General features: G+C 43.4%; 11 protein-coding genes. 5 read left to right on the top strand and 6 right to left on the bottom strand.

Translation table 11 applies throughout. The annotated features are described in order from the left end of the window. Positions 1–16: 16 nt before the first annotated feature. Positions 17–3,655 (bottom strand): AAA-like domain-containing protein, encoded by a 3,639-nt coding sequence (locus tag ACM0OZ_RS01305; RefSeq protein WP_414580990.1) that lies wholly within the window; start codon positions 3,653–3,655, stop codon positions 17–19. A gap of 489 nt (positions 3,656–4,144) precedes the next feature. Here ACM0OZ_RS01305 and ACM0OZ_RS01300 point away from each other — a divergent pair, with 489 nt between their 5' ends. The 5 genes from ACM0OZ_RS01300 to ACM0OZ_RS01280 all read left to right on the top strand — a co-directional run bounded on the left by ACM0OZ_RS01300 (position 4,145) and on the right by ACM0OZ_RS01280 (position 8,409). Beyond that, positions 4,145–5,335, top strand: a complete 1,191-nt coding sequence (locus tag ACM0OZ_RS01300; RefSeq protein WP_414580988.1) for a tail fiber domain-containing protein — start codon at positions 4,145–4,147, stop codon at positions 5,333–5,335. Positions 5,336–5,752: 417 nt separating this feature from the next. Continuing rightward, a complete protein-coding gene (locus tag ACM0OZ_RS01295) occupies positions 5,753–6,382 on the top strand; it encodes a Uma2 family endonuclease (protein ID WP_414580986.1) in 630 nt (209 codons plus the stop codon). Positions 6,383–7,215: 833 nt separating this feature from the next. Beyond that, entirely contained in the window at positions 7,216–7,635 is a 420-nt protein-coding gene (locus ACM0OZ_RS01290; RefSeq protein WP_414580984.1) for a CVNH domain-containing protein, read from the top strand. Positions 7,636–7,720: 85 nt separating this feature from the next. Then, complete coding sequence (locus tag ACM0OZ_RS01285; protein WP_414580983.1) at positions 7,721–8,140, top strand: hypothetical protein; 420 nt, start codon at positions 7,721–7,723, stop codon at positions 8,138–8,140. Further along, positions 8,140–8,409 carry a hypothetical protein gene (locus ACM0OZ_RS01280; RefSeq protein WP_414580981.1) on the top strand — a complete coding sequence of 90 codons (270 nt, stop codon included), beginning with the start codon at positions 8,140–8,142 and terminating at the stop codon, positions 8,407–8,409. The genes ACM0OZ_RS01285 and ACM0OZ_RS01280 overlap by 1 nt, the downstream gene beginning before the upstream one ends. Positions 8,410–8,442: 33 nt before the next feature. Here ACM0OZ_RS01280 and ACM0OZ_RS01275 read toward each other — a convergent pair whose 3' ends face one another. The 5 genes from ACM0OZ_RS01275 to radC all read right to left on the bottom strand — a co-directional run bounded on the left by ACM0OZ_RS01275 (position 8,443) and on the right by radC (position 14,566). Further along, on the bottom strand, positions 8,443–9,861 hold the full coding sequence (locus tag ACM0OZ_RS01275) for an AAA-like domain-containing protein (protein ID WP_414580979.1): 1,419 nt from the start codon (positions 9,859–9,861) through the stop codon (positions 8,443–8,445). A gap of 430 nt (positions 9,862–10,291) precedes the next feature. Beyond that, on the bottom strand, positions 10,292–11,389 hold the full coding sequence (locus ACM0OZ_RS01270; RefSeq protein WP_414580977.1) for a glycosyltransferase family 4 protein: 1,098 nt from the start codon (positions 11,387–11,389) through the stop codon (positions 10,292–10,294). Next, positions 11,382–11,966, bottom strand: coding sequence for a Uma2 family endonuclease (locus ACM0OZ_RS01265; RefSeq protein WP_414580976.1), 585 nt, complete (start codon positions 11,964–11,966; stop codon positions 11,382–11,384). Before ACM0OZ_RS01265 ends, ACM0OZ_RS01270 begins: the two co-directional genes overlap by 8 nt. Positions 11,967–12,030: 64 nt before the next feature. Then, the gene (locus tag ACM0OZ_RS01260; protein ID WP_414580974.1) at positions 12,031–12,903 is read right to left on the bottom strand and encodes a glycosyltransferase; all 873 of its coding nucleotides are present in this window, start codon (positions 12,901–12,903) and stop codon (positions 12,031–12,033) included. A gap of 931 nt (positions 12,904–13,834) precedes the next feature. Next, entirely contained in the window at positions 13,835–14,566 is a 732-nt protein-coding gene (radC, locus tag ACM0OZ_RS01255; RefSeq protein ID WP_414580972.1) for a RadC family protein, read from the bottom strand. Positions 14,567–14,614 lie beyond the last annotated feature (48 nt).

Here is a 14,614-nt window from a genome sequence, read left to right as displayed (position 1 = left end):
AGTAAGTAGGAAGCGATCAATTGCAGATAAAGCGATCGCCCTGGGTTAGAGATCCGCTCACGCCTTTCTCCACTTGTTTATTAGTTTTCAAATAATCCCGCACCCAGTCACAGCCGTATGCTAGTGGATCGATATGGAGAATCTGTTGCAAATCCCACAGAATCGCCGTTTGGTCATCACTGCCAGATGCCAAGGTTTTGCCATCCGGACTGAAGGCGACAGACATCACGGTAGAGAGGTGTCCACTCAAGGTTTTGAGCAGCGTGCCGTCTAGTGCCCAAATCTTGATTGTGTTGTCCCAACTGGCTGCGGCAATTTTTTGTCCATCAGGGCTGAATGCCACTCGTGTCAAACCAATGTTTCCTTCTTTAAAGGATTGCATGAGTTTACCATCTCGATTCCACAGCAGCAGTTGACCATCTCGTCCGGCAGAGACGATGTGTTGACTTGAAGGGCTGATGGCAACACCCCAAACGGCACTCTTGTGTCCTTTGAGGGTTTTATAAAGCTGGAGGGCTTGGTGATTGGCATTCTTCCACGTCCACAGCTTGACTGTGCCATCGACACTGGCGGAGGCAATGAACTGCCCGTCAGAGCTGAAGGCGAGATCCCAAATGCGGCTGGAATGTGCTTGGATTGTTTGGCAAAGTTGAAACTGCCCAGAAGCATCACGCTGCCAGAGTCTGAGGGTGAGATCGTCCGCTACCGACACCAGAAACTCCCCATCCGGGCTATATGCTAATCCAAAAATTCCAGCGTTGTGACCACGAAGAATAGTCGTTTCGTCATTGCTAAGGTTGAGGAGTTGAATGTTGCCGTTGATAGTCCCTATTGCAAGAGTCTCCTGATTCTTCTTGAAAGCAGCTCTGGGAACGGTGCTGAAAGCTACAGTGTTAACCTGGCTGGTATTGATTGGAATTGTCTTAATCAGAGAACCGTCCCGTCGCCATAGCTTAATTGCCTGCCCTGCAACAGTGGCAAGTAGAGACTGATCAAGAGGCGTGTTTGGTGCATAAGCAACTCGCCAAACGACATTTTGATGATTATTGAGAAGGTGCTGGAAGGGCGAACTTTTCCAAAGCTTGATGATACCATCTTCGCCAGCAGAGGCGATAATCTGACCAACTAACGCTGACGCTTCTTGATCGCTATCGCTTCGCATCACCCGAACGGGGCTTATGGCAACTGAGCGAATGACTGTGCGATGCCCGCGAAAAGTTCTCAACAGGCTACCGTCACGCCGCCAGAGCTTCACTGTTTTATCATTACCTGTCGAGGCGATCGTTTGCCCATCAGAGCTGAACGCTACCTTCTGCACCCCCGCCGTATGTCCCTCCAGAGTTCTGAGCAGTTCTCCTGAGCGGTTCCACAGTTTGACGTAATTGTCTTCACAACCAGAAACTAGGATTTGCCCATCCGGACTAAATGCCACACCCCAGACTGGTCCTGAACCAACCTGTAGGGTTCGGATGACTGTGCCATCTGGACTCCAGAGCTTGATGGTCTTATCCACACTGGAAGATGCCAGAATCTTGCCATCAGGGCTAAATGCCACACTCCAAACGTCTGCTTTATGTCCTTCCAGCGTTTTGATCAGCGTACCATTAGTGCGCCAGAGATTGATGGTGCGATCGGCACTTGTAGATGCAATAATCTGTCCATCCGGGCTGAATGCCACTCCCCAAACGGGTGCCGTGTGTCCTTTCATTGTTGCCAATGGGGTACCATCCACTGACCAAAGCCGCACCACGCCATCTAGCCCAGCCGCAGCAACCCGTTGGCTATCCGGGCTGAATTGAACACCATATAGGCTAGCATTGTGGGGTAAGGTGTGAACTAGGGTACCATCACGTTTCCAAAGCCGGACGATTCGGTCTGTACCACCGCTAGCAATCCACTGTCCATCAGCGCTAAAGTCAACGCCTAAGGCTCCTCCCTGGTGCGCTAATATACTATTTACCTCATCTGCTCCATACACTGCTTCCTCTAGCACCTTGCGCGTTTGCTGATCTAACACCGATTTCGTTGATGGATCGAGTAGCCAGAGCCGTTGAAATTTCGTGCGTGCTTGAATTGCTTGCACCAAGGCATCAAGATGCTGGTTTGAGGCAAAGTTTGCGTTGGAAGCAACGGCGGTTATACGAACTTCACTCAAAGCAGATTCACGATAGGCAACAAGCGTCATCACTCCTAACACTGTAGAAATTATTAGAGCTAAACTCACTACTGCCAGTAATCGCCTCTGACGACGGGCACTTTTTCGCTCAATCGCTAATCGTGCTTCTGTTTCTCTCAACCGCTCAGCTTTCAGTCTTTGCTCAGTTTCCCGGTGTTCCAGTTCCTGGCTAGCTGCCAAAAATCGATAATCCAAATCACTGAGACTTTTGCGCCCACTCCATTCCAACACCTCTTGCAACGCTTGCCCCCGCAGCAGACGTGATTCATCTTGATAACCAGAGGCTACCCATGCATTGAATGCCTGGGAATAGGGGCGCAGATTGTCTAACTGCCTGAGTACCCATTCAGAATTAAAGACACTGCGGTAGATAGGATTTTTAATTTTGAGATAGCCGTTGTGTTTCTCAACTAATCCGGATAGTAAAAGTTCTGTTTGTTCTCGACTATCATCGGTAGGGACACCAGATGTTTGAGTGTCTGTTTCAAGAGCTTGCAACACCTGCTGATAAACACCTAACAACCGTCCTGCCCGTTGTTCATTGAAAAGTAGGCGATCGCGAATCGTGCGGAGGTGTTCCGGTTCATCTTTTGCTTCCCAGTGTTGGATAATGTGCTGTAGCACCAATTGCTCTACCCAAAATGCTTCAGTTGCTGGAGGTAGGACAATTTTTCTACTTGATGTCTCTAAGGCTGTTCGGACAATGAGCTGACAGAGTTTTTGAGTCAGAAACGGTTGTCCCCCACTCGAGTAAATAATCTCTCGCAGCACAATTTCAGGTTGGCTGACAACTTCCTCTAACCCTTTGAGCAATGGTGTTGCTTGATGCAGTTGAAACCCATATAACTCAATCGCTGTACCAATGTTAAAGGGTGTCCGGCGCTTGTCGGCAATCAAATCAGATGGACTGGCTACTCCAAACAGTGCAAATCCCAAGCGTTGAAAATTCGGGTCGTGTGCCTGCTGATTATAGCAATGACGAATCCAGGCAAAAAAGTCACTGACAGGAAAACTCAAACTCAGTAAACTATCAATTTCATCAATAAAGATGAAAATGCGTTCAGCTTTGCCGTCTCGCAGAAATTCGCTTTGAACATTTGGCAGTAAAACTCCTTCAACAAAGGAGTGTAGTTTTTGCACTGGGGAAATGCCTGCTTGCGTATCCCACCAATGCTTAAAGTTGAGGTGTTCTGCCAGATTTAAGTCGTAGAACAGGCTGACGATGATGCCTTTGTACCATTGTTCCGGTGTGGTATTTTCGCTACCCAATCGGGTGACATCCAAGTATGCACAGCTATAGCCTTCTTTCCTAAGACGATAACTTGTGCGTTGTAATAACGATGACTTGCCCATCTGGCGAGAATTTAAGACGTAACAAAACTCGCCAGCTTTCAAGCTGGCATAAAGTCTTTCGTCTGCCTGACGGACAACATAGCTAGGATCGTCACTGTGGAGACTGCCACCAACCTGGTATCTCATCTCAAAGTGTGATTACAAAATCGCAATAACACAAGTATTAGAAATTTGTAGATATAGAACTACTATTTGAATTTTCTGAAAGTGCCTGCGCTCTGCGCTTAAAAAAATCAGTACACTTTCTGTTCCCTGTTCCCTGTCTCAACGAGTCATTTCACAAATCAAACCGAATTCCTATACATCTGATTTAAGATTTTATCACTTTTCTAACTACATCATTTGCCTATTTGTAGCTTAACTGTCTTAACTGTCTTAACTGTCCATTATTTATTTCAATTCAGTTCTTAACTGTCTTAACTGTCTTAACTGTCCATTATTTATTTCAATTCAGTTCTTAACTGTTTTAACTGTCTTAACTGTCTTATAAATTAGTTTTTAACTGTCTGCTTAACTGTCTTATCTGTCCTTGCCTTTTTATTAGAATTGTGAAAATATATCGAAAGATGCAAGTTTTGCATACTTTCTAATCTGTTAAACCAAGGAACAAAAAACATGGCTCAGCAAAAAATTGATGGCGAACTTTATGTGACTTCTAACATAGATGTTGGACCAATAGATTTTGAACCAAATATAGGTAAGATTAGAGTTACAGGAGAGAAGGGTAGTCTTCAACTTTACAGACGTAACCTCACCACTGCCCCAAAGACATGGGCTAAGGGTGACGCGTTTGATTTGTACAACCCAAACGGGGCATTTCGTCTTTGGACACCCGTGACTGGTGATTTACTAACAGTTACTGCTGACGGCAATGTTGGTATCGGGACAACGACACCACAAGCAAAATTGCAAGTTACTGGTGGAGCGATTACGCCAGAGGTTGGAAATAATGATCAAGCAGGTATTTTGTTTCCAAAAGATCCCGGTGGCGGTTCAGGCGATAAAGCTTATATTCGCTACTATGTTGAAGGCACGACCTCAGCAAATACAAGCGAAAAAACCAAGTTATTGATTGGAATTGAGAACGATTCTGATGATAGCATTGGTTTGTTTCAATCCGGTGCGGAAAGACTAACAGTTACCAATGGTAACGTCGGCATTGGGACACAGAAACCCGAAGCAAAATTACAAGTTTCCGGGCTTGCTGCTTTTGACGCCGCAGCTGGAATTGATTTTCATGGTCCAAGTTGGAGCTTAAGTAATGGTTCCCAAAAATCTAAGTTTATTCGTTGGGGCTATAACCGTCCTAACGCAGTTGGCGGTGATGTCATTACGGTTTATGTACCAGGTAATAATGACAATTCTTGGGAAGCGATCAATATTTTTTCAGCTTACAAGAGAGTAGGAATCAATACTGCCAACCCCGACCAAACCTTAAGTATTGATGGCAACGCTTCTAAAACAGGCGGTGGAACTTTTGCTGCGCTTTCAGATGCAAGAACAAAAACAAATGTTATGCCTTACCAGCGCGGATTAGAACTTATTAAACAATTGTCTCCAGTGAAATTCCGTTATAAGCCGGAGTTTGATGCAAAAGGCAGTGACGCAGGTAGGGAGTATGTAGGCTTTGTTGCTCAGGAGTTGCAAAAAGTTTGCCCCAGCATGGTTTTAGAAACACAAAGGCATAACGAGTCGTCTTCTCTTTTAATGACAGATATTTCAGAGCTGACTTTCACCCTTGTCAATGCGATCAAGGATTTGTCAGATAAGGTGAGCGCACTTGAAGCGCGGTTAAACGCTGCATAGGGATGCGAGCAACAAGTAGGGCTAGCTCTTCGGCATTGTGAAGAAAAAGTCGCGCGAATGCCGATAAAATAGAGGTTTTTGCTCAAAATTCTTTCTTTCATTCTGCTTGATTAAACTCAGCAGGGCTGTTACCAGCCCTGCTGATTATCCTGGGTTGATAAAAATTTTTCTAAAACCTGCAAGAATATTGCTCCAGCGCGGTTGCTGAGAACCAGACAACTCATACTCGTTGCTGAGTGCAAAACAGCAGCAAGGCTTGGATTGGCGGCTCTATCCTAGCATCTATAACGGCGTTTGAGACGATGTGGTTCACTAACTGAGATCTTGCACCATTCTCAAAACCCCTAGCATCTCAATCAAACCATACAGATTACAATAATCTTGAGCTTGTAATTTTTGACCTCTAAGGTTTGAACCATGTTTGCTCTAGTCTCGCCTGAGAAAATTCAGCTACCTGTAGGGGCGGTTGTCCGGTTACCTGCAACCTGGCAAGATTATCAGGATTTGTGTCACTGGCGAGGCGATGGTTCAATTCCCCGCGTAAAGTACCGATCCGGAGAAGTCTTACTCATGTCTCCTCTTCCCAAACATGGACGCGATGCCCATTTAATTGCGAATGTTATCACAGTCCTGCTGGATCATATTGGACGTGAGTACGATGCTTTTACTCCTGTCACTATGGAATTACCAGAAAAGAGCGGAATTGAACCAGACTATTGTTTTTACATTAACCATTGGGAAGCTGTCTCTGGTAAAGAGCGAATTGACTGGAGTATTGATCCTCCTCCTGATTTAGTACTGGAAATTGATGTGACGAGCTATTCTGACGTGAATGATTACCTCCCTTATCAAGTGCCAGAAGTCTGGCTGTTCCGCAAAAAACAACTGTGTGTTTATCAGTTGCAAGGTACAGAATACCTTGTTCAAACTCAAAGCCAATATTTCCCAAATATAAACATCCACGATATAGTTTCTAGGTGCTTTGAAGTTGCCTACGAGCGGAATACCAGTGCAGCAATTCGTGAACTCAAACAGCACTTAGGTTGAACAGAAGTTTTGTTTCTCGGTTGGAAGCGCGGTAGAGTTCGCAAGTCGGTAAGATGACCCTCAAAGCGAATCAATCCCAAACTGTAAAGTTTGCAAGCCTCAGTCGGATGTAGACGCGCAGCGGCTTCCCGCAGGGTACCGCAAAGACGAGCCAGCGCTACAGGAGGTGAGACCAGCCTCTTTGGAGGGTTTCCCGACCCAGGCGACTGGCGGAACGCGTTAGCGCACCGCCCCCGAACGGGGCTAGCGGAACCGGAGGTTCTCCCTGAAGGGGTTTCCCGACCCAGGCGACTGGCGTCGCTAAGGACACGTAAGCGCAAAGCGCAGGCTGAGGCTTCGCCACGCGGCTTGGGCGTTAGCGTAGCTCCTCTGAAAGAGGCACGCCAACGCGCAGCGTGCGCTGCAGGCGCATAGGAAGAACAAAAAGAAGATAGGTAATCTTAGACCGAGAAGGGAGTAACTGTCTTAACTGTCTTAACTGTCTTAACTGTCCTTTATCTATTGCAATCAGTTTCTTAAATGTCTCCTTAACTGTCTTATCTGTCCTTGCATTTTCATGGCAAAAGTAAGATTATATTCACATGAAGTGAAAGCAATTTCCGCCAAAGCATTTGTCAAACTAGACACATAAAGCCAACGGCTTATAAGCTGCAGCAATAGTATTGCGCCCCAAACTCATGTCTTGTGGTGAACTATTGTGCTGAGTTGGCGTTGACAGCAAGTGAAAAAGCTGCACTCATGTTCAAAATCTAGTAACTTGACACCCAGGAAACAAAACAAACGATTTAATCTAAACAATTGCCGACATTACAAATAGAAGAGGTTAATACAAAATGAAGAAATGGCTACTACTGCGAGTTGCTACGGTCTTTTTGTTTGCTTTGGTTGTGTCACTTAACTTTGTTGTTGATAAAGCGATGGCAACAGGTGAATTTAGCCTAAGCTGCGACAAAGACAAGATAGAAATCAATGGATCAATCCTATCAACAAGTTGCACAAAAAGTAATGGCGATTCTCAGCAAACCTCCATCGACTTAGATCAATACATTGGTAACTTGGATGGAAAATTATCCTGGAGTGATAAAAATTTTTCTAAAAGCTGCAAAAATATTGCTCCAGCGCAGTTGCTGAGTACGAGACAACTTGTACTTGTTGCTGAGTGCAAAACAGCATCAGGAGACACATATTATCCATCCGAGATTGAGCTAGATTCTCACATTGTCAACATTGATGGCACCCTAAGTTACGAATAATTGTGGTTCTATTGCCAAATGAACAAACACTATTTTCCAGGTAGCAATATCAATACAATTTTCTGATTACAAGGAGGAAAAAATCATGACAACTCAAACCTCTATCACCGATTTAGTCGTTAACAGTGCTAAAAATTGCTATCAGCTTACAAAAGAGCAAATGGAGGCTATCCAAAACAAAGGAGTAACAGCAGAGCTAACACAGGGAATCTATGTTGTCCGCATCAAAGAAGGTGCATTCGATTATGTCAAAGATTCTGAAGACGCAGAAAGCGAACCCTTAGTTATGCTCTGGATTTATGGCGGTAAGTTCAAGAACTTAAAAACGAATAAGCAAGTTACAGCTGGTTGGTCAACCCTAAATGGATATGACCATACCCTGACTATAGCTGTGTCAGAACCGTCGAAACTGTGTGCTTTCTTCTTCGATACCGAGATTAACGATAACGCGGGAGATGTTACCGTTTCAGTCATTAAAGTTGACGAATTGCGTAACTTTAATTAATGCTGTCAACCTATTATTTACACTCCAAAATAGCTGATTTGCGATGGAAAACTGCTTTATGCCTGCTTATCATAGGATTAGCTGTAGGATTAGCTTTAGATCTAACAAAGCTAGAAACGAGAAACACTACTTTTATCCAAGAATACAGAGCGTTTGAACCACCAAGAAGCGGAAAGCCAAAAGATACTTCAGGTGCTGGCTCTCGACTTCTTGAAAGTAGGCGAGTCGTTGCAAATAAGGTAATTTTTGAACATAAAATCATTCAATGATAGGGGTTCAAACCCGTATCATTAAATGATTTCTTAAATGATTGTCGCTAGTTGTTTTGCAAAATAAGCGCGGTAGAGTTCGCAACGCGGGAAGATGCGATCGCCCTCAAAGCGAATCAATCCCAAACTGTCCAGTTTATAAACATCAATCGGATCAAGAGAAATACCTTGCTTTGCTGTCACAACATCAGTATAGGTTTTTGCTAGACTGGGTTTTTCTTGCAGTTTCGCCCAGTGTCGCCATAAATTATAGCGGTAGATGCCGCCGTTGGCAACTGCCTCTTGTATCAGTTCTTCTAAAGTGATGACCTGAGAGCAAAGATAATACAGCGCGATCCGAATCAGTGCTGGATGACCGCCTACAAACGATATCAGTTGGGCGGATTCTTTACCAGTACTCCAGTCTAGCCCATGCCGATGCGCTAAATCTTCTACCTGTTGCTGGGTAAATTCCACCAGACAGATAGGTAGTCCAATATTAAACGGGGAGCGGTTGATATCTAGGGTGGCATACTCTTCTGTAGAGTAAACTACTACTAGCCTCAGCTTCTGCCAATCGACATTTTGTCGTGCTTCCTCGCACCACGAACGCAACAAAGCAAAGAATTCCTGAGCAATGTGAGGATGTTCAAAAAAGCGGTCAATTTCATTCAACACCAGAACTACTGGGCTTTGAATCTGCTTGAGCAAATAGTGCAAGTAAAAGCTACAATTCAACTTACAACCAACTTCCTCATCCCATATGTCATTCAGGTTGGGATCAATGTCTAATTCTGTTGCAATTCGCCAGCAAAAATTACGCAAAACCTGACTTAAGTCAGTTAGACCATCGGAATCGGAATCTATCTGGTAGCAATTCAGATTCACTGTGCGATACCCTTGGTTTTGTGCAAAAGCACATAGCCGCAGCACCAGAGAACTCTTACCCATCTGTCTAGGTGCTCGAATCCGAATCACACAGCCTGGCTGAGTCACTTCTCGATAAACCAGTTCCTCAATCGGGGGACGTTCGATGTAGAAGGGGGAATCCAGAGGTACCGGACCATCTGGGTATGACCAAAAATGTTTAAGTTTGTCACGCTGTTCGTTAAATGAGTCTTCGGATAAAGACTCACACGAACTTACCTCCTGTGTATCTAAACTCACCAAAAGCTCGCCAGAAGTTTCAGCCTGATTCGGTTCATCCAGGATTGTATAGTCTTCGCTACATAATTCCAGGTTAAAAGCGCTAAAGCACAGTTTCACAGTTTTTTGGTCTACGCCTCTATCCAACGACCACAATCGACTCAGTGTTTTGCTAGAAACATTCATGCGTAAGCCCAGTTCGTCTAGAGTAAAGCGATCGCCGTTGTTGTGCGCCTTCTCCACAGCCAGAATTGCTGCTTGTAGCCGCTTCAGCCCTACAGGAGTCAGCACAATTCCCCGTCTTCTCCTACTCTTAGATTGCTTCATGTTGCTAATTCTCCCTGTTTTGCTCTTCTCATAGAAAAATATAGCTATCCTGAACTCTCAGCAGAATCATAGATTAGGGAAGCGCACTGTATTGTGTGTCATTTCAATGCTCTTGTTGCAAAAGCACATTAAAATGACGGTTAGAGAATCATCTCTAACTTAATAAAACAGGGTTACTAAGCGCTCTTTTGTTAACTTCTTAACTATATTCTCATTTTCAAATCAGTTATTCAAGTGTTACTAAACTGTTGTTTAAGTGTTCGCTCTCTTTCCTCTTTCTAAAGAAAGATGTTTATTTAACTGTTATTGAGCAGCTACTATAATATTGGTAAAGCTATTTAATTATAAATTAAACAAAATTAAAAACGCTGAACAATATGCTACTCGTAGGAGCTATTATTTAACCAAAGTAAAAATATTATTGTGGGTTTTAAAGGTAGCGTGATAAAACTTCAACAGTAGAAAGCCCTGTTTTTTCCCAACTGAACTGGCTTGCCCTGCTTATGCTTTGAGTCGAAAGCTGCTGACGCAATGCGGAATCAGTTGCAATTGTTTGCATCGCTTCAGTCATTTCCTCAACGTTGTAAGGATTGATAAGAAGAGCAGCGTCGCCAGCAACTTCTGGTAAAGATGAGAGGTTGGAAGTAATCACGGGAGTCCCGCAAGCCATTGCTTCGAGAACTGGGAAACCAAAACCCTCCCAAAGACTCGGAAAGACGAGGGCTGTAGCACCACAAATTATTTTCGGCAATTCAGTGTAAGAAACGTAGTTAAGAAATTTAACTTTATCGGTTATACCTAGTTCCTCAACTTGCGTTTGTAAGACAGGAGTGAAGCGTTTATCTTGTGGTCCTGCTAACCACAATTCGTAGTCCTTATTATTAAATAATGCTGCAAAAGCAGTAATCAGTCGATGTAAGTTTTTGTAGGAATCCTGTCGCCCAATGTAGAGAAAATAGGGACATCTTCTCAAGGGGGTATCTTGTCCGCCATTATTTAAATGAAGCGGGCGAAAATGATTGGCGTCGTATGCGAGAGGAATAGGGGTGATTTTGCTTGCCCGAATCTGATAAAAGTCGGTGATGTCCTTTGCTGTAGCGTGGGAGTTGCAAATAATGTGTTGCGCTTGCGCAAGAACTTGGGGAACGTAGTAGCGCGAGAAATGCGTCAGTGGTGACAAGAGTTTGGGAAAGCGCAATGGTATCAAATCGTGAACCATCACAATATAACGGCAATTGGCAGAAAGTGGGGCTTCCGGAACAGGAGAAAATATAAGTTGAGATTTCAGATTTTTATAGATTTTTGGCAGTTGAAATTGTGTCCATACAAGACGGTCAAAATGTCCTTTGGTTCCCTGAGCAGGCGTAAGATTATTAGGAATTGGATAACAGTTAAATTCAGGGTAGTTTTGTGCAGTTAATAAGGTGGGGTTAAGAGTTTTTAAATAAGGAACAAGATTTTTTGCATAGTTGCTTATGCCTGTGGGTTGGGAAAAAAGAATGGATAAATTAAATAATATTTTACTCATTTCTATCAAACTTAACCCGCTCATAAATTTGACAGTGCGGGATTTGGCAATTAGCTGAAACTAGGGTCATAACTCCATCCTCAGCGTCAGATTCGCTAAATAGCCAGTTATTTTCTGGGGTTTTACTAAACTGCTCAATGTGGATTTGATCTTGGTCAATCAAAACGTATTCTTGAAATTGAGGAATAGAGCGATAGTATGTAAATTTATCACCTCTATCGCGGCTACTGGTAAATTTAGAGAGAACTTCAAAGATAATACTGGGATTCAGAACAGTATCAGTACGTCCTGACTCAAATACTGGTTCACCTTTGATAATCAAAACATCTGGATAAGTGTATTGGCGATAGCGAGGAATCCATAAACGCAAATCATTCACAAAGACTTCATATGATTGTCCTTGCAGGGCTAGTTCCGTGAGTCTACTAAGGTTACGTACAATACGGTTATGGTTAATCGAACCCCCTGTCATAGGAACAATTTCTCCATCACGGTATTCGCTGCGGTAGTCGGCACTTTCCTCAAGTGCAAAATACTCCTCAATTGAGTGAAGACGGGGCGGAATCTGTACAACCATAGCACGAGCCAGTGAGTTTTTGATTTTACGATATAATCTTAGCCTAGGATCACCAGAGATAGGTTTAAGAGAGCGATTGGCTCCGCCAGTGCCCCTTGGGCAATCGCTTGCAATACATAAACACGCCAGCAAATTTGCCAAATGCTACTTGAGGTTTTACTATCATCAAAATTAAAGCATAAAGAATCAAACGAACTAACCTTAATAGAAAAACCGCTTTATTTGTATATCTATCTAAAGATAATAAATAACCATAGGTACTATTTTTGATTTTTCTAAAAACATACTTATTAGTAATTGAAGAAGGCTGATGCAGGACACCAAACTGCTTAGTAACTGCAATGAGATGTCCTTGATTAGCATAGCGTCGGCAAAAGTCAAAATCTTCATAGTAAAGAAAGTAAGCAGGGTCAAACTGAGGACACTCATCAAACTTTCTGAGATTAATGATAAAGCTACAACCTGTAATCCAATCGCAAGCTACATAATCTGCATCTGTATTGGTTAACAAATCTTGAGTGAGAATTGCCCCTGTTGCGGGAATAAAGCGACCGCCTGCAAACCAAACGTCGCCCGTAGGAGTATGAACTATTGTGCCGAGAATAGAAATTTCTGGATGTGCCTCAAAAAATAACTCGACTTGAGGCAAAATATTTTTTTCTAAATAAGCATCGGGATTAATAATCCAAACAATTGCTTGAGGTTCTTGGGTATAAATCCAATTTATTCCCAAATTGCAACCACCACCAAATCCTAAATTATCGAGAGCGTTTAAAATGAAAACATCTTCATTTTTGAGAGTATCAATCGAATCATCATCAGGAGAGTTATTGACGATAATCGTTTTGTACTCATTTTTTTTTTCAGCAGGGAAAGAACGAATTAATTTAGTAACGAGATTGGTGGAATAATAATTAACTACTAAAAAGTAAATCATGTATATTATTACTTAATAAACTAGTTGATTTTTTAGATAAGGATATTTAAAACCACAGATGAACACAGATGGACACAGATAATTTATCTACGTTCATCTGACGTAAGTTCGACGAACCTCTCCCACCCAACCTCCCTCTCCTACAAGGAGAGGGAGGAGCTACGTAAAAATGGGATTTTTAAGCCTCTCCCCTACAAGGGGAGAGGTTTGGAGAGGGGTCAAATCAGGATATATCGAACTCACGTTCATCTGTGGTTTCATTTTCATCCAATTGACTTTAGCTGATTCCGGCAGAAGCCCCACACTGTACCTGTACCCAGGGAACGTGTTGGGATGAATGACGGGGCAATGACGAATTGACCAACGAGCGATAGTGAACTGCGTTCACTATCGCTCGTTGGTCTCGGAGGAATTGCCAATCTCCGTGTTGGGCAACCTGTCAACAAGCGTCTTCGACAATTTGAGTAACCGTCTTATCCTTACTGGTAGCATATAAACGTAACTTATTTAATCTCCTCTCTGAAATCCGTACATTTAATCTAGTTGTCTTCATTTTTGACCACCCAATGTTAATACGTTAATGTTAACATAGGGTAGTACGGGTTTAATCAAACTAATAGCTAACCGCTACGCCACTTGCTTCAACGGGGGGAACCACCAAGGGCGCAGTGGCTCTCCTGTACGCTGTACCTTGACAACCTGGAATATGGGGTTCCATCTAGTAACTAGACTTCTTTGAAATCGCTTTCTGTAGATGGGTAAAATTCCAGCAGTACAAAGGTGTGAACATTTTTGTATTGTTCAATTCTGCGGAGGGGCGTCTCGTGGAATCAAAACAAAGCTCAGTTAATGTCCTATGCAATAGCAGGAGTCGCTGAGAAGCCCACACTGTATTGCTTGCAATCAGCGTGGGAGTACGTCACCAAGAGGCTTAATCTCCCTGCGGACAATCCTCCCACAATGTTGTTATCTCCCGTATGCTCTGATGATTGCCATCGCCTAAAATAAGATGGTCTAAAAGAGGAATCCCCAAAAATTGCGCTCCAAGTAACAACTGTCGCGTTAATTCGATATCTTCTTGACTAGGTTCTACATGTCCAGACGGATGGTTATGTGCCACTATAACGCGCGTTGCTCCTTGACGAATCACTTCTCGAAAAATTTCGCGGGGAGGAGCTAAAGTTTCGGTTGCTGTGCCAATGGTAATAACTTGCGTTCCTAAGAGGCGATTCTTCACATCTAACAATACCACTGCAAAACGTTCTTGATTTTGCCACATTAAATCTTGACTGAGTGCTGCCGCCGCCGCCTGTGGACTATCAATTAACGTGCGTTCTCCTGGACGGGATTGAAATGCTCGTTTCCCTAATTCAATCGCCGCCAAGATGGTCGTTGCTTTTGCTGGACCAATACCAGGAATTTTCATCAACTCGGCGGCGCTGACATCTCGCAGAACTGCTAAAGGGTCTCGCTGGTGTTTGCTCAGTTCCTGCAAAATATATTGCCCTAGACCCACAGCAGAAAGTTTACCGTGTCCTTGACCAGTAGCTAGCAGAATTGCTATTAACTCCGCTGTGGCTAAAATTTTCGGACCATGCGTTAACAACCGCTCGCGCGGACGCTCAGTTACAGGTATATCGGCAATTCTGAGAGAATAAGTCATAGACGAATACAGAGGATAAATGATGATATATGCATTTATTCCTAAGTT

Origin of the sequence: Scytonema sp. PCC 10023 (assembly GCF_963920835.1) — a bacterium.
GTDB lineage: Bacteria > Cyanobacteriota > Cyanobacteriia > Cyanobacteriales > Nostocaceae > Kalymmatonema.
This window is presented reverse-complemented; position numbering and strand designations above follow the sequence as displayed.